Raw genomic sequence first — 17,491 nt, 5'->3', positions numbered from 1 at the left:
ACTCTCCAATAAAGATGAATTTCGCAGCGTCGTTAAACGCTGTGTAACTCATCGGGGTATTGAAAAGAGCGATAAGCTCATTTTGAATCTGACGATTCATTGTGAATCAAAAGTTACTATCCATTTGTTCAGTTTTCAAGGAACTTGTTCACCTTATCTCGTGACAACTTACGTCAACCAGACAGGAAATTTATCATATCATGTTAACTAAGTTTCTGTCAACAATCTTTTTCGTCAATCTTCAAAGCTACTCGACTACCTTCTGTTTGAAGCGACAATAAATAATATATCACGCTGTCATGCTTTTAGCAAGTACTTTATTCAACTTCTATTATATTGCAATAAGATCGATCTTATTGCCTGGAGAGAGTGATCGAAATGAAGCGAATTTTGCCTTTGCTAAGCCAAACAAGAGAGGTGATAGCTCGGAAAAGATCAAATTTGAAGTAAGTGATCCAAAAACTTTATAATAAGGTATCTTTAAATAAAAGGGAGTACCCCAAGGTTGTTAACAGTTCCAATTGAGCAGTAGCACGCTCACATTTACACGTACCCTTCCTACACTCATCTGAGATCCGCTTTTGAATTTTTGAATATTGATCTATTACGATTTTGCTTTCAACCTAAGATTTCAATTTCTAATTTAAATCCATGACGCGAGGTGAAAACACTTGAAACAGTGGTTAAAAATGATGCGTAAAGGTTACGGCAAAAAGCTAGTTTCTATTCATGCCTGGAATGCCTGGATCGTTGTGATACTTTCTATTACTGGTCTCATATTAATTGGTGGCTTCTGGCGTGAAACTCTGGGTATCGGACGTGTTTGGTTAAAATGGTTACATATCACCGTGGGCATCGCCATGCTTTTGCCTGTCGTGTATTACTTATTTTTGGCCAGTAAACATTGGAAGCAACTTCGTAATAAACCATGGCAAAAAGCAAATACCATCATCGTTCTTGCACTTCTGATCGGATGGCTATTATCCGGCATCGTTTTATGGCAGTTCAAGCTGGTCGGCCCACGATGGTCCAATGCCGCGCTTCTGATTCACGATTTGCTCACATGGGTTGGTTTACCTTACATCATCTACCACTCCATCACACGTACACGTTGGTTAAAAGACCCTGCACGTCGTACGATCCAAACGAATGAACCATCGACACAGAAGACAAGTGTAAATAATCCTGCCGATTCCAACGCTAACAAAGAGGAATTGGACACACGCAACACACCAGCAGCCACTTCTATTCTCGATGCAGACAAAGACTCTGGTAGAAATAACGTCCCAAACATGGAGAAACCGCAACCGGTATATACCCGTCGAGCCTTCATCCGTTCTGCTGTGGGCATAGGACTCGCCGTTACTCTTGGACCTACATTTGTATCATGGGTTGGTAAAAATCTCAAGTTTGATAACAGCATAGACAGCATGCTTGAGACTGACCCCAATCGGATGGTTCCACTTCCGCAACCTTTATCTTCTTCATCTCCTCCAATTGGCGGGGGTGCCGAGGGACATTTTCGTGTATATACGGTAACCCCCATTCCATCATTCTCTAATGCAAACTGGTCATTTCGGGTAGATGGTCTTGTAGAACGTGCTCAGATCTGGAATTGGGAACAGTTCGTCAAGCTTGCACGCACCGTGCAAGTCAGTGATTTCCACTGCGTTACTGGCTGGTCCGTGTACAAGAATACATGGGAAGGCATTCCTCTGAAGCATTTTCTGGAGAACGCCGGTATAAAGTCTGGAGCGCACAGCGTCAAATTTTATTCCGGAGACGGGGTATATACCGATGCGATTACACTAGAGCAGGCACAAATGGATGATATTATGATTGCGGTCATGCATGATGGCAAACCTATCCCTGCGGATCTTGGTGGACCTGTACGACTCGTTATTCCGCAGATGTACGCCTACAAATCGGTCAAGTGGTTGAACCGTATTGAAGTCATCGACAGCGAGCATATCGGGTATTGGGAAGAACGGGGATACGACAAAGATGCATGGTTATCCGGTGCTTCTCAGAGTTTTCCTAACATAACGGGTTCATAACAGATCTCCGGCGTATACAAAAGAAGCCTCCTGACACGACATTTGCGTGTTTTTGGAGGCCTCTTTCTTTACAAGCTACTAATATCACGTACCTAATTAATGCCTATGACACGTGCTGACGCAAAGCTGTAGATATTTAACGTTCTACGGATTCAGCAGACGTACCAGTTCATCCTCATCTTCAATAGTCGGAATGCCGAGATCACGAGCTTTCGTTAATTTGCTGCCTGCCTTCTCTCCAGCTATGACAAGATCTGTTTTTTTCGATACACTCCCCGTGACCTTCGCACCAAGCGCTTCAAGTCTCTGCGTTGCTTCTTCACGCGTCAATTGATGCAGTGTTCCTGTAAGCACGACCGTTTTACCACTAAAGAAAGAATCCTCCACCACAACCGCTGGCGCTTCTGGCGCCTGTGCTTTCACACCCAAATTCAGCATTTTCTCAATAGCAGCCTGTGTGAACGGATCGGCAAAGAAATTCACGATGCTCTCCGCAACAATCCCACCTACATCGGGGAGTTCAACCAGTTCCTCTACGGTAGCATTCATGATGGCATGCAGATCACGGTAATGATCCGCGAGCATACGTGTGGTGGATTTTCCAGTGTTCGGGATACCCAAGGAATACAGGAAAGAAGCCAGGTCCCGATCTTTACTCTGCTCGAGCGCTGCGAGAAGGTTATTCGCTTTCTTTTCGCCAAATCGCTCCAGCTTCACGAGATCATCGAACTGCAATGTATATAAATCAGCTGGTTCACGCACATTCAATTCATCATATAGCTGAATCGCTGTTTTCTCACTGAAGGTCTCAATGTCCATGGCATCTCTGGAAGCAAAATGAGAGATACGAGCAACCGTCTGCGGTTTGCATGCCAGCTTGTTATTACAGAACAAGTGCGCTCCGCGTTGCTCTAACGGGAATCCGCATGCCGGGCATTGCTCTGGATAGATGATCTCTTCTCCGTCATTCTCCTCAGTCACTTTGCCGAGAATCTCAGGAATAACATCATTGGAACGACGAATAAAGACACGTGAACCCAGCGCAAATTTCAGATTTTTACGTTCAATATCACCCACATTGTTCAGGGTGCAGTTCTGCACGGTCACTCCAGCGAGTTCAACGGCTTCTACCCGCGCCAGCGGCGTCACTTTACCCGTCCTGCCAACATTCCACACGACTTCGTTCAGTACGGTTGTTGTCTCTTCCGCTTCGAACTTATAGGCAACTGCCCAGCGCGGGAACTTATCCGTGTAGCCTAACACTTCACGAGTTCGCATGTCCGTGAGCTTAATGACCGCTCCATCAATCAGGTAATCCAGTTGCCCCCGATTTTCCTGAATTTCTTCAAGTTGCTCCATAACGTCATCAAATTCTTGGAAATAGGTGAGTGAAGGATTAACTTTAAAACGGTTCTTACGCAGGAAGTCCATCATTTCCTGATGGTTGGCAAACTGGATATCATCCGAGTATCCAATGTTATAAAAATAAGCATTCAACCGACGCTCAGCTGTCGTTTTCGGATTCAGGTTACGCAGCGCTCCTGCGGCTGCATTCCGTGCATTTTTGAGCGGCTCAGCAGCCGTTTCATTATATCGATTCAGTACAGAAAGATTCATAATGCCCTCGCCCTGCACTTCAATCGTACCTCCGGTATACGGAATTTTGAGCGGAACAGATTTGATGGTTTTCACTTGTGCCAAAATGCCTTCGCCCACCGTTCCGTTTCCGCGCGTAGAAGCCTGCACCAACTCACCATTGGTATAGGTCAGGTTCAAGGTCAGTCCATCAAACTTCAGCTCAATGACATAACCCGGTTCAGGCAACGGATTATTCGGGTTTTTGCTGTTATAGTCATTCACCAGCTTTAATACACGTGTATTCCAATTGCGAAGCTGTTCAATGTTCTGCGCTTTGTCCAAACTCCATAATGGGGATAAATGACGATGCGGGGTGAATCCCTTGAGCAGTTCGCCCCCTACACGTTGTGTGGGAGAATCCGGCAACACCATACCGCTCTCCTGCTCCAGCGTAACCAGTTCATCGTATAGAAGGTCATACTCCTTATCACTGATCTGCGGCTGATCCATCGTGTAGTACTGATAGTTGTGCTGGTTCAGCTCGGTAACGAGTTGCTCCATCCGGTGCATCGGGTCCATATTGGGCCATCCCTCCGTATATTTAATATATGTAGAACGAACATGCCTATTGTAATCGAGAGACATGGCAGAATCGATGTTCATGTCAGTCCAGTATCATACAATAGGCCGTTTATTCTTATTCCACTTTGGTAATCGGGGCAAATCCAGCGAGTAGACGTTTCACGCCGACTGGAGCCGGGAATGCAATCTGCAGTTCGGTATCATTACCACTGCCTTTTACTGCAACGATGGTACCTGTCCCCCATTTGCCGTGTTGCACTTTGTCGCCTGCCTTAAATCCTGCCGCACTTTCGGATGAGGCCGATTTTGAAGCCGATGTTGGTGCCGCAAAGGTTGGACGAGATGTACTCGTAGTTACTCGGGACGATGGCCCAGATGAAGCTGTTGCGGATGAACCACTTCGGCTTTGATGCTCAAACAGCTTGGATGCACTCGCGGCACCGCCGAAATTGCTTCCACCACTGGAGCCTAAACCACGTCCTCCATATGAAGCTCCGCCTGTGCTGGTTCCTCGGCGGTAACGGTCGCGTGCAATGGACGTATCTTCTTTGAGCTCATCCGGGATTTCATCCAAGAAACGGGATGGCGGATTGGCTGTTGTACGTCCAAACAAGGTCCGCATCTGTGCACACGAGAGGAATAACTGTTCCTCAGCCCGTGTAATCCCCACGTAAGCCAGACGACGTTCCTCCTCCAGCTCTTCATTATCCATAAAAGCACGGCTGTGAGGGAAGACCCCTTCCTCCATACCTACGATAAAGACAACAGGGAACTCCAGACCTTTGGCACTGTGCATCGTCATCAACGTGACCGCATCGCTCTGATCCTCTTCGTCATCGTTCATGCTGTCGATGTCTGCAATGAGTGCCAGATCGGTGAGAAACGAAACGAGCGTTTTGTCTTCATTATTTTTCTCAAACTCCATCGTTACCGACAGGAACTCTTCGATATTCTCCAGTCTTGCGCGAGATTCAATGGTGTTTTCCTTCTGCATCTCGTCACGATACTGGCTCATCTCCAGAATCTTCTCGGTCAATTCAGTCACGGACAGATATTCAACCATCTGGTGCAGAGCTGCGATCATATCATAGAACTCCACCAGTGCATTACGCGTGCGGCCAGCGAAACCGAGATCATCAACCACTTGCAGTACACGGAAAATGGAAACCCCGCGCTCTCCAGCGGCTGCAGCCAGCTTGGCTACTGTCGTATCCCCGATGCTGCGCTTCGGCACATTAATAATCCGGGTCAAACTGATATCATCATCCGGGTTGGACAACAGGCGCAGATAAGCCAAAATGTCCTTGATCTCTTTCCGATCATAGAACTTGATGCCGCCGACAATCTGATACGGAATATCAGACTTGATCAAAATTTCCTCAATAACCCGGGACTGAGCATTGGTACGGTACAGAATCGCATGTTGCTGATAGGATTTGCCGTTTTTCACATTTTTACTAATCTCGGAGGTTACAAAATACCCCTCATCATGCTCGGAATCGGCACGGTATACCTTGATCTTCGAGCCGCCTTCTTTATCCGTCCACAGCTTCTTCGGTTTACGGCCCGTATTCAGGCCGATGACTTCATTCGCCGCATTCAGGATGTTGGAAGTCGAACGATAATTCTGCTCGAGCAGGATCGTCTGTGCTTCCGGGTAATCTTTTTCAAAGTTAAGGATGTTGGTAATATCCGCCCCACGCCAGCGATAGATCGACTGGTCACTATCCCCTACGACGCAGATACGGTGGTGGCTGTCAGCCAGCATACGGCACAACATGTACTGTGCACGGTTCGTATCCTGATATTCATCGACATGAATGTATTGGAATTTCTTTTGGTAAAAATCGAGCACTTCCGGCACTTCTTTAAACAGTTGAATGGTTGCCATGATCAGGTCGTCAAAGTCGAGTGAGTTGTTGGCTCTGAGACGTTTCTGGTACATCGTATATACCTTGGCTACAATGCCTTCAAAATAGTCGCCCGCCTGTTTCTCGTATTGCTCTGGACTGATCAGTTCATTTTTGGCCGTGCTCATCATCGCCTGAACAGCTTTGGGTTCGAACTTTTTCGTATCGATGTTCTGATCTTTCATACAGCTACGAATAACGGATAACTGGTCGGATGAGTCCAAAATACTAAAGTTGGATGTAAAACCGATCCGTTCAATATCACGGCGCAAGATGCGCACACACATGGAGTGAAACGTGGATACCCAAATATCGCGGCCCTGAGATCCGCCTACCAGTTGGGATACCCGATCCTGCATCTCCCGAGCAGCTTTATTCGTAAACGTAATCGCCAAAATGCCCCACGGGGGTGCTTTCCGTGTTGCGATCAGATAGGCAATCCGGTGTGTCAGCACCCGGGTTTTGCCCGAGCCCGCGCCAGCCATAATAAGCAATGGCCCATCCGTTGCCTCAACAGCTTGCCGCTGAGGAGTGTTCAGCCGTGCTACGGCGTCATGTATATTTACAGGTTGCATGCATGCATGCTCCTTTCATTAGTTGGTCGTATAACGGAGCCCTATAGGTTACACTTGTTACTCCGAGTGCAGTAGCATCTTCCGATCGCTGTTTAATCCTCGATTTAAATTCTATACAACTTGAACAAAGTAGTTTACACCGGCCACTCCAATGACAGAACAACCTTCCAATCGCTGTTATCCCCAGAATTTTTTAATTCCATTTTGTAAGGGGAAAATCCGGTGATAAATGCGATCGCTACGCTTTTCCAGTTTTTTTCTGTCCTCTCCGTTCAAGTGTAAATAAACAGATCAACTTATCAGAGGGATAAATTCGATGATAAATACGAACACTTCGTTTCTTCAGATCGCTTCTGTACTCTCCGTTCATGTGTAGTAAACATAGTCGCCTTATACTTTGTGGGTAGGTAAGAGATTTAGAAAATATGAAAGCAATATTACTTAAATGAAATGAAATCAATAAAGGGACGAAGATCTATTTTAACAGATTCTAAAGAGGATGTGGGGTAATGGTAAACTAAACCGGTCAGGTGTTACTTTGATCGCCTTTCACAGCTTGTACCGTTTCCAATGCTTGGATCAAATGGCTGTACACAATATTCCCAACAACAATGGTATCCGCAACTTGGGCAGCTTGTCCTGCTTTCTCTGCTGTATCGATTCCACCGCCATAAATGAGATGCGATCGCTCCAATTGTCTATGTGTCTCGCCAACCAGCTCCATATCCCCGAAAGTTCCGCTGTACTCCATATATATAATGGGCAGGTTCAGTAACCGTTCTCCAGCTTGAGCGTAAGCAACCGCAGCCTCTGTCGTCAGTTCCGTATCTGCTCCGGTTAACCTCGCCACAGTCGAGTCCGCATGAAGCACAATATACCCCTCGGTAATCAGCAAATCCCAAGGGATCAAATAGCCATAACGCTCGATAGCCTGCTGGTGCTGTCCAATCATCCATCTGCTGTCCGCTGTGTTCAGCACCATCGGGATCAGATACCCGTCAAACCCAGGCACAACTGCCTCCAGATCGGATACTTCCAACACACACGGCAGTTCATAGCGACGCACCCGGGACATCAGATCTACCGTATTATCATACGTAATACCTGATGATCCACCCACGATAATCGCATCCGTTCCAGACATGCATACCTGATCCAATGCCTCATCGGTAATTTCCCTGTCGGGGTCGAGCTTAAATACGTGTCTCCACTGCTTAATCATGTCTATCAACGAACATTCCTCCAGAGGTTCTTCTGCATCCTAAAAAGCTTGTAAACTAAGTCTAAGTCAGCAGACAGTAGGTGTCAATGTTCGTATAAAAGGCGAACAGAAAAAACACAGACTTTTTTGCTGTATCCATCCCTAAAAAGTCTATGTCTTAAAATTTGATTCTCTTACAAATGTTTTTTAGCATATATTGAGTCTCTTCTGGGTTTTGAATGATTTAAGGTTTCCAAGCAAACCTTGTATTCATATCTTCCATTTCCTGCTCTGTCAGGACATCGGAGTACACCCCATACACACCCCATTTTTCATAATTGACCGCCTGCTGGGTATCATTAATGGTATGCACATAGGTGACTGCCCCAGCCTTCTTCAGCTTAGCGACAAAGTTCTGGTTTACTTTATATTCCGGCATCGTTACAGCATCAATATCGTTATTTTGCACAAAATCAACAACTTGGCTCTCTGTATCTTGTGTAGCGTATAACGTGTAGATAATGGACGGGAAGTTGTAAACCTCCTTTACTTTTTCAAGCATAGGTTCATTATAAATCTGTACCACCACTCGACTTAGAGCTGATGAATCATGTTTCTTCGCTGCATTAACCAATGATCGAAGCACTTGCTGGATATCTTCGTCCTTCTGCTCTTTGGTATCCGTTACAATATACATATCCGGGTACTTGGATAACACTTTCATAATTCCATCGGCATCCATTGGCTGGTACATGCCAAGAATCGGTGTGTTCATGAATTCATCGTGTGTAAGCGCCCCGGCCTGCTTATGCTCTGGCAACTCTTCATCCTGTCCCAGCATTTTGCTCATATTAGCCGTCCACTCATGTCTGGCTACAGCTACGCGATCCGAAGTGAGCATGAAATCTATTTCGAATACCCGTGTACCTTTTTCATAATTGGCAATCATCGCTTCATACGCGTTGGTGTAAGGCTGTTCCCGAATACTGCCCATCGCATGGGCGATTAATCGGTAGTTTGCAAATCCATCACGTTGCTCCTCACTTTGACTGTCATGTGCCCAAAAGAGTGTACCTACGGTAACGAGCAACAGTGTCAAAACGGCGGCAATACGTTTCATATCATTTACACATCCTTTGCAGACGTATTAGTCAAAGTAGTTTACAAGTATCACAAATTAATTATTGCTGTTCACTTACTATTAACGACGGTACATGTTGTGTAACATTACTTTTTGGTAACTAACTACCCGAATCAAGCAGGGGCAAAACAAAAAAGCCGCCCTAGGGCGACTTTCAATGGTGTGAGACTAACATAAAACTCAATATGCATTTTTCAAACCATTGCGAATGGTTTCCCATATAATTTTAATATCAAATAATAAAGACCAGTTCTCAATATAAAAAATATCCTGTTCAATCCGATCCTCAATAGAGGTATCCCCTCGTAATCCCTTACTCTGCGCTAATCCCGTAATGCCTGGGCGAACATGATGTTTAATCATATACTTAGGAATTTCATCCCGAAACTGATTGACATAATACGGTCGCTCCGGTCTCGGACCCACCACGCTCATATGTCCTAACAACACATTGAAAAATTGAGGCAACTCATCTAAACTCGTACGCCTTATAAACGTTCCAAAGGCGGTACGACGTGGATCATTTTGAGTTGACCATCCTGTGTCTTCCAAACCTTCAGGCATCGCCTTCATAGAACGGAACTTATACATCATGAAGTTACGTCTGTTAAGTCCAACACGCTCCTGTTTAAAGATAACCGGCCCTGCCGAGGTCAAACGCACCCCCAACGCTACAATGAGCATAATAGGAGATGTGAAGATGATTGCCGCGAGCGAAAACACAATATCAAACGTACGTTTCATAAGACGATTAATGGTAATATCGAGCGGAATGTCACGCACATTAATCATCGGCATACCTGCAAAGTTATCAAAGTGAGGGCGTGCCGGTAGATAATCAAAGAAATCCGGAATAATTAGTGTGCGCACTCCAGCCTTCTCACACACATTGATAATATGCGAATATTTATCATGTGCATCCAGCGGCAAAGCCAGAATTACCTCATCTACATAGTGTGTAGACAAAAATTCTTCAAGTTCGTCGATTTTCCCTAGAATCGGGCTGTATCTCTTCTGTTCCACTTGATTCCAATGTCGGTAATCATCCAGAAAGCCCGTAACTTCATACCCGAGTTCAGGATAACTTTTGAGATTGTCATAGAAACGTTTCCCAAGTGAACCTGCTCCAAGGATCAGCACAAACTGACGGTTGAAGCCTTTTTTGCGCAAATGTTTTAATTGTAACTTCACCATGTAACGATAAATCAATGTGAAGGACACATTACCGATTATATACATCGCGAGATATGCGCGCGAGATATTTACTTCTTTGAAAAAGAACATTAGACTGAGCAACATGAAGAAGGCTATACCGTGAGATTGGACAATTTTCCAAAGTTCATCAACAAAGCGCTTTTTGCGTTTAGGTACATAAAGTGAAGATAACAAACCTGCCAATATAGCAAGTACCGCGTATACTAGGCTCCACATCAAGTACTTTTCTATAGGTAGCGGGTTCTGATTTATCAAGAGATCACTTTCAAATTTCAACCACCACGCCAGCAAAAATGAAAGCTGAATAACGCCAAAGTCAGATGCGATATACAATTGAGTTAAAAACCGTTGATTACGCCGAATCATGATTTCACCTCGGATGATACTTCGTTTTCCGTTCTCGTCGGTGTAACAGTTCTCTTCGAACGAGAAGGCAGAGATACCCAGTTACGCAGGAGGGATAACGTAAACTTTAAAGAAATGCCCATCCATACGGCTCCGTTCATCAGTGGATTATATTTCTTAGCGTAGTGCTTGCGGTGAAACACCCACATTGCTCTATGAAACTCATACGTAATTTTCAAAGGTTTGCGACGGGCACTACCACCCTTATAATGCACAATATATGTACGCGGATAGTAATAAATGCCCCACCCTGCCTCTTTAATACGATAACACCAGTCGATATCTTCACCATACATAAAAAACGTCTCGTCCAATCCACCAATCTGCTCAATGGTCTCACGACGTACCAACATAAATGCACCAACCAGACAATCTACTGGATATTCATCGTCTGGACTAAGATGCCCCAATTGATATTGATTAAACTTCGGCCGATCCGGAAAAAGCCGTGAAAGCCCAAACGCGTAGTAGAATGACGCAGATGGTGTGGGAAATCCTCTTTTGCAGGCTTTATCCAGTGAGCCGTCCGGAAGAATGACTTTACAACCGGAGGCCCCCATTTTGGGATGGCGATCCATAAAATAGACCATCGTATGGAGCGTATCTGGCTGAACGACCGTGTCAGAATTTAGGAGCAGAATGTAGCGTCCGCTGGCAACTTCCATTGCTTGATTGTTGGCTACAGCAAAGCCTGTGTTGGCAGAGTTAGCGATCATCCGCACATTCGGATAAGCATGTTGAATAGCCCCAACCGAATCGTCTCGCGAAGCATTATCTACGACAATAATCTCATATTGGTAAGAGGTCTGAGACGCATAAACTGAGGCCAAACAATCCAGGGTCAGTTGGCGTGTATTGTAGTTAACGATGATGATGCTAACGTCAACCTTATCATTTTTATTTATATGTGATACTTCGTTTGGTGAAGCATCAGTTGTATGAATCATTTTGAAAACTCCTGACTTCGTCTCATGTTTAACTATTGAAAGTATAGCATATGTTGGCATCAGAAGGGACTTAAAGTAGATTCAAGTTGCAACTTCAAACCTTCTTCATTACATATATGAGTTTGAGAACAAGGTTGTCCAGAGAGGCTTGACGGTAGAATGGCATATTCAGGACATACTTTATCCGATTAATAAAGCTATCTTCTAATCCATTCAAAAAATGTTTAATGTCTTTTGATTGAGTTGAAGTTAGATACCGTCCATATATGTCATCAAATAACCTTGCTTGCTCACTTAATTTGAGGCTTCCTACATTTATAAATCGATCAAATCTTCTTTTCCATTTTGTACTCCATCCTTCATTGCTACCTCCCATAACGTTCTCCTGATGCTGCCGATACAGAATGGAAGGCTCTTCATCAAAGATCACCTCTCCAAAAGTACTAACGTAAAGGTAAATCCAACGATCATGCATAAGGATACTTGTGAGATCAGAGGGTAAATTAGCCATGAGATGCTCAAATGCTACTGGATTCAGAACCATGGTACAACCCACACAACAATTTTCAACCAACGCGTTATACATACTGAGTGGTTTAGGGGGAAGCTTAGGCCATATGTTCAAATGGTTCAATTCCTGATCTACCATTTGAGTAGAAGAACAATACATCAGCGGAATATCAGATGACCTTGATTGAAGTTGTTCCACAGCCCTGCTGAGTTTGTAAGGCTGCCACACATCGTCCTGATCACAAAAGGCGTAAAAATCATATTTCGGCTGCGTTAAACACATCAGTTCAAAGAAGCTTCCGATTACACCTACATTCTCACCTTCAAAAATATGGATTCCGATCTCCTGGGGAATAGATCCAGCAAATTTACGGATTTTCAGGAGAGTTCCATCGGAAGAGCCATCATCCCGGATGTAAATATCCATCTCGATGTGGCGTTGTGCGATCAAACTTTCAAGTTGTTCCTCAATATACTTTGCACCGTTATATGTAGAAAGCATGACACATACTTTAGATTGGTTCACTCTGCACCTCAAATTTAAACTTTTCTTTTTATTATATACGAAAACTCCCGCCCGGAAATACAAGAGCGAGAGTTCATTATTGAGTACTAGATTTGTTTTGGTTATGACATAGAACGGATAAAATCACGTAAACCTTCCCGCCAAGGGCGGAGATCTGTCAAACCGTTAGTACGAATCGACAAGTGATCCATTACTGAATTAACAGGTCTAGGAGCCGGCCTTGGAAACTGCTCTGTTGTGCAAGGTTCCAATTCAGCTTGAATGGAAACCCCGACAACAGTTTGAGCTTCCTCAAATATAGCTTGGGTAAACTCATACCAGGTACAATCTCCACGATTAGAAGCATGATATATCCCATACATCTCTGTTCCCATTAGTTCGATAAGGAACAAAGCCAAGTCCACAGTATATGTGGGCGACCCTTTTTGATCATGAACAACCTGAAGTTTCGGTTTCTCCTGACCCAGCTTCAACATGGTTTTGACGAAATTATTACCGTGAAGGCCATACACCCAAGAGGTTCGTACTACAAACCATTTAGAGCACAATGATTGTACCAGCCACTCTCCGGCTCGTTTGGATTTGCCATACACACTTTGAGGATTTGTATCATCGTATTCCTGATAAGGAGTAGTCGATTGACCATCGAAGACGTAATCTGTACTGATGTAAATCAGCTTGGCTCCGACTTTCTCTGCAGCTACAGCCACGTTACGTGTGCCTACTGCATTCACCTTGTATGCACCATCCGTATCGGTCTCTGCTGCATCCACCGCAGTATACGCTGCACAATGTATAATGACCTCTGGATGATATGAAGATATAACCTCGTTACATTGAGCTTGATTGGTGATATCCATCTGATCCCGGTCACAAGCGAGAACGTCATGCCCCTCTTTTTCTAAAAGAAGCACAACATCCTTTCCAAGCTGGCCGCTTGCACCCGTTACGAGAACCTTCATGCCTTATCGTCTCCCAAACGAGCTCCATACTGCTTCTCATAGTACTCCTGATAAGCACCAGATTGAATACGTGTCCACCAATCCTTGTTATCCAAATACCACTGAATTGTTTCCTTAATTCCTGTCTCGAAGTTATGCTTAGGCTTCCAGCCAAGTTCGGTCATCGTTTTGGTTGGATCGATGCCATAACGCCGGTCATGTCCCAGACGATCCTGTACATATTGGATTAAAGACTCAGGTTTTCCTAACTGCTCCAAGATGGTCTTCACAATGTGTATGTTCGTCCGCTCGTTGTTACCGCCGATATTATAGACTTCACCGTTACGTCCCTTGTGAATAACAAGATCAATCGCACTGCAATGATCCTCTACATAAAGCCAATCCCGAATGTTCAAGCCATCTCCGTATACAGGTAGAGCTTCATCATTCAATGCCCGTGAGATCATAAGCGGAATGAGCTTCTCCGGGAACTGAAGCGGGCCATAATTGTTAGAGCAACGCGTAATGTTTACAGGCAAACCAAAGGTTTCGTGGTAAGCACGCACCAGCATATCTCCTCCTGCTTTGGAAGCAGAGTAAGGGCTGTTAGGTTGAAGAGGAGTATCCTCTGTAAACAAACCGGTTGGACCTAAAGATCCATACACCTCATCCGTCGATACTTGAACGAATTTGGTGATATTGTGTTTTTTAGCCGCTTCAAGCAGTGCCTGGGTTCCATTCACATTCGTACGTACAAAAACGTCCGGCTCCATGATGCTGCGATCCACGTGTGATTCTGCTGCGAAACTAACGACTACATCTACACCCTGGCCTATCAAACGATCCATCTGGGCAGCATCCGTAATATCTGCTTTGATAAAGGTATGTCGTTTGTTACCCTCAAGAGATTTTAAATTCTCTAAATTACCCGCATAGGTAAGTGCATCTACATTGACGATTTCATAGTCCGGGTACTGCTCAAGCATATACATAACAAAATTACTTCCAATAAATCCGGCGCCGCCGGTAACGAGCAGTTTCATGGGATGGGAACCTCCTAATTACTTCACTTCAAAAATTAAAATTGATCTCCGCGTCCTTCAGCAATGGATGCCTCTGATCCTTATCGGACAAGACAGGATTGGACGTAGGCCAATCAATTCCAAGTGCCGGATCACTCCATAATATGCCGCGATCATGCTCCGGGGAATAGTATTCGTCTACTTTGTACAAGACTTGGGTGTCTGGAACCAAAGTACAAAAACCGTGAGCAAACCCTTTTGGAACCAACAATTGACGATGATTATGCTCGCTGAGAATAAAACCTTCCCATTGACCAAACGTTGGGGACCCTTTACGAATATCTACGATAACATCGTAGATCGCGCCGGAAAGGACACGGATTAACTTGGTTTGAGCTTTCGGATTAAGCTGGTAATGTAGTCCACGAAGTACCCCGGGTTGAGCAGACAAAGATTGGTTATCTTGAATAAAGTCATAGTGAATCCCATTTTGTTTCATGACGTTATCGTTATAACTTTCCATGAAAAAGCCACGGTGATCACCGTGAACTACCGGTTCTAGTAACACAGCAGCCTGCAATTTGGCGGAAGTCACTTTCATTATTTGAACTCCCCTTTTACTATAATTTTAGCTTTCCAAACTCTTCTTCAAAAATAATATTATGCGCTAACTCATTTGCTTTAGCTAGAGAAGTATGCGTCCCAGCATCGGTCCACCAGCCCTCCAATATATCGAAGGTCAATTGTCCCTTTTGGATATATACATTATTGACGTCTGTTATCTCGAGCTCTCCACGTGCGGATGGTTCCAACGATTTTATAATATTGAAAACCTGACTATCGAACATATATATGCCGGTTACAGCATAGTTGCTTTTAGGTTGTTGCGGTTTTTCTTCGATCGATTTAATACGCGAACCTTCAATCTCAGGAACTCCAAATCGTTGGGGATCAGCAACACTTTGAATCAGAATTTTAGCCCCTATACCTTGATTACGAAAATTTTCAACATATGGGGTAACATTATCGGAAAACACATTATCCCCTAAAATTACCATCATTTGATCATCACCTACAAAATGCTCGGCAAGATCAAGAGCTTGAGCAATTCCACCAGCTTCATCCTGTACTTTATATGTGAAATTAACTCCCATTTCTCTACCACTTCCTAAGAGACTAACTACATCGCCCATGTGTTCTTTGCCTGTGACAATTAAAATGTCATGGATTTTAACTTCTTTTAGCTTATGCACTGCGTGAAAGATCATGGGATATTTACCTACAGGTAAAAGATGCTTATTAGTGACCTTTGTTAAAGGATACAAACGGGAGCCCGTTCCTCCTGCAAGAATTATACCTTTCATAAAAAAACCCCCTCACTAGTTAGCTGACTATGTTGATTTAAAAGTCCAGTATTTATTTGAAACAAAATTAAAAAATGGTACTATTATAATTGCTATAAATTGACCAATCATGTATTGACCACCAATATAATACTGAAAAATAAAAAGTATTGTTAAATTAATTAACAAACCAGCCAAAGAAACATAAGAATAACGAATAAATGAAGATTTCACATTCCTTGTATTAAAAGTAAACTTAATGTTGAGAAAATAAGAGACTATTAATGACAACGTGAATCCAATCGCAGATGATACTAGAGGGTTATAATGATAGAATTCAACCAGAAGCAGCAAGCTTCCGGTGTGTATAATTGTCCCCAAAACTCCTATAAGACCAAAACTGAAAATCTGGACAACCAAGTTTTTATCAATTTTTATCTTCATTATTTTCACAATACTTCCTAACTTTACTTTCTAATAAAGCGTTTCTCTGAACTAATTCTTTTAGAGTTGAATGCATAACATTAATCTGTTGACTTTGTCTAAGTAACAAAAACAAAATAAAAATCATAGATATTAAAAATAATAGAGAGGGAGGATAACTAATCCCTATTATTCGAGAAAAATAATCAACTATACTTGGGAATAAAGAAAGAGTCAAGAGGAATAATGAACCCACCATCCATAGCATACTTTCTTTTTCAGAAAACAAGTTTTTCTTAACACGAATGTATACATAAATAACCAGTAAAAGTCCTAAACTTAGAAAAAATATTTTTGCAATCATCTTACAGACTCCTTAAATTTATTATTATCTTTTGAAAGTCTTTGAGATTTCAGCAAAACAAACACAATCGCATAAAACATCTTAATCATATATTTAACGGGCTTAATGATACCACTATGCATACTTTCTCCAAATTCTCTATTCCTCATCCTAACTTGATATTCGGAAACTCTAAAGCCTCTTAATAACATATCAATAATCAAATTTGCATCGGGATATTCAGGATAATTGTTCATTAATGCATAATTTTGAAAAACAGACTTTCTTAAAACCTGAAACCCGGAAGTAGGATCGGTAATATCAACTTTGCAAACACTTCTTATAATTACTTTGAAAAAATTTGTGCCCATTTTCCTAAAAAAACTATGATTATAATCGTTTTCCTTCTTGAATCTTGATCCAATCACAATATCTGCATTTTCTTCAATTAATACATTAATAAGCGCTTTTGCCTCAGATGCTATGTGCTGCCCATCTCCATCAAATTGAATAACAATGTCGTAGCTGTTCTCTACGGCAAATTTAAATCCAGTCTGTAATGCACCAGAATATCCCAAGTTAACTGGAAGCGAAATAAGATTTACTCCCTTAACATTTTGGACTACTTCACGTGTCCTGTCTTTGGAACAATCATCAATAACCAGTATATCCGCACCAACTAAGTCTTCTTTTACTTCCTGAAGCACTTTAAGGATATTCTTTTCTTCATTATAAGCTGGTATTATAATTAATGTTTTAGTCATGGTTTTAC

Annotated in this window: 15 protein-coding genes; 1 reads left to right on the top strand and 14 read right to left on the bottom strand. The window is 43.1% G+C overall.

What is annotated here, in order from left to right:
- The first annotated feature begins 671 nt into the window (after window positions 1-671).
- Window positions 672-2,057, top strand: coding sequence for a molybdopterin-dependent oxidoreductase (locus J2T16_RS28205; protein ID WP_499020106.1), 1,386 nt, complete (start codon window positions 672-674; stop codon window positions 2,055-2,057).
- Window positions 2,058-2,201: 144 nt separating this feature from the next.
- Here J2T16_RS28205 and ligA read toward each other — a convergent pair whose 3' ends face one another.
- The 14 genes from ligA to J2T16_RS28135 form a co-directional block, all read right to left on the bottom strand.
- Window positions 2,202-4,214: an NAD-dependent DNA ligase LigA gene (gene ligA, locus J2T16_RS28200; RefSeq protein WP_336122781.1), complete on the bottom strand. Its 2,013-nt coding sequence runs from the start codon at window positions 4,212-4,214 to the stop codon at window positions 2,202-2,204.
- A 118-nt stretch (window positions 4,215-4,332) separates the two neighbouring features.
- Window positions 4,333-6,702 carry a DNA helicase PcrA gene (pcrA, locus tag J2T16_RS28195; protein ID WP_499020103.1) on the bottom strand — a complete coding sequence of 790 codons (2,370 nt, stop codon included), beginning with the start codon at window positions 6,700-6,702 and terminating at the stop codon, window positions 4,333-4,335.
- A 526-nt stretch (window positions 6,703-7,228) separates the two neighbouring features.
- Window positions 7,229-7,933: a heptaprenylglyceryl phosphate synthase gene (pcrB, locus tag J2T16_RS28190; protein ID WP_499020101.1), complete on the bottom strand. Its 705-nt coding sequence runs from the start codon at window positions 7,931-7,933 to the stop codon at window positions 7,229-7,231.
- A 214-nt stretch (window positions 7,934-8,147) separates the two neighbouring features.
- Entirely contained in the window at window positions 8,148-9,023 is an 876-nt protein-coding gene (locus J2T16_RS28185) for a phosphatidylinositol-specific phospholipase C/glycerophosphodiester phosphodiesterase family protein (RefSeq protein ID WP_123065416.1), read from the bottom strand.
- Between the two features lie 201 nt (window positions 9,024-9,224).
- Window positions 9,225-10,625, bottom strand: a complete 1,401-nt coding sequence (locus J2T16_RS28180) for an undecaprenyl-phosphate glucose phosphotransferase (RefSeq protein WP_123065415.1) — start codon at window positions 10,623-10,625, stop codon at window positions 9,225-9,227.
- Window positions 10,622-11,611, bottom strand: coding sequence for a glycosyltransferase family 2 protein (locus tag J2T16_RS28175; protein WP_123065414.1), 990 nt, complete (start codon window positions 11,609-11,611; stop codon window positions 10,622-10,624). The genes J2T16_RS28180 and J2T16_RS28175 overlap by 4 nt, the downstream gene beginning before the upstream one ends.
- A gap of 94 nt (window positions 11,612-11,705) precedes the next feature.
- Entirely contained in the window at window positions 11,706-12,647 is a 942-nt protein-coding gene (locus J2T16_RS28170) for a glycosyltransferase family 2 protein (protein ID WP_123065413.1), read from the bottom strand.
- A 101-nt stretch (window positions 12,648-12,748) separates the two neighbouring features.
- Window positions 12,749-13,609, bottom strand: coding sequence for a dTDP-4-dehydrorhamnose reductase (rfbD, locus tag J2T16_RS28165; RefSeq protein WP_123065412.1), 861 nt, complete (start codon window positions 13,607-13,609; stop codon window positions 12,749-12,751).
- The gene (rfbB, locus tag J2T16_RS28160; protein ID WP_123065411.1) at window positions 13,606-14,631 is read right to left on the bottom strand and encodes a dTDP-glucose 4,6-dehydratase; all 1,026 of its coding nucleotides are present in this window, start codon (window positions 14,629-14,631) and stop codon (window positions 13,606-13,608) included. Before rfbB ends, rfbD begins: the two co-directional genes overlap by 4 nt.
- 28 nt (window positions 14,632-14,659) lie before the next feature.
- On the bottom strand, window positions 14,660-15,211 hold the full coding sequence (rfbC, locus tag J2T16_RS28155) for a dTDP-4-dehydrorhamnose 3,5-epimerase (RefSeq protein ID WP_123065410.1): 552 nt from the start codon (window positions 15,209-15,211) through the stop codon (window positions 14,660-14,662).
- A 19-nt stretch (window positions 15,212-15,230) separates the two neighbouring features.
- Window positions 15,231-15,974: a sugar phosphate nucleotidyltransferase gene (locus J2T16_RS28150; protein ID WP_123065409.1), complete on the bottom strand. Its 744-nt coding sequence runs from the start codon at window positions 15,972-15,974 to the stop codon at window positions 15,231-15,233.
- A 27-nt stretch (window positions 15,975-16,001) separates the two neighbouring features.
- The gene (locus J2T16_RS28145) at window positions 16,002-16,397 is read right to left on the bottom strand and encodes a GtrA family protein (protein ID WP_123065408.1); all 396 of its coding nucleotides are present in this window, start codon (window positions 16,395-16,397) and stop codon (window positions 16,002-16,004) included.
- Window positions 16,381-16,740, bottom strand: coding sequence for a DUF2304 domain-containing protein (locus J2T16_RS28140; RefSeq protein WP_123065407.1), 360 nt, complete (start codon window positions 16,738-16,740; stop codon window positions 16,381-16,383). Before J2T16_RS28140 ends, J2T16_RS28145 begins: the two co-directional genes overlap by 17 nt.
- Complete coding sequence (locus J2T16_RS28135) at window positions 16,737-17,483, bottom strand: glycosyltransferase family 2 protein (protein ID WP_123065406.1); 747 nt, start codon at window positions 17,481-17,483, stop codon at window positions 16,737-16,739. Before J2T16_RS28135 ends, J2T16_RS28140 begins: the two co-directional genes overlap by 4 nt.
- Between the last annotated feature and the right edge of the window lie 8 nt (window positions 17,484-17,491).

The organism is Paenibacillus intestini (assembly GCF_030803945.1).
Classification (GTDB): Bacteria; Bacillota; Bacilli; order Paenibacillales; family Paenibacillaceae; genus Paenibacillus; species Paenibacillus polysaccharolyticus.
This window is presented reverse-complemented; position numbering and strand designations above follow the sequence as displayed.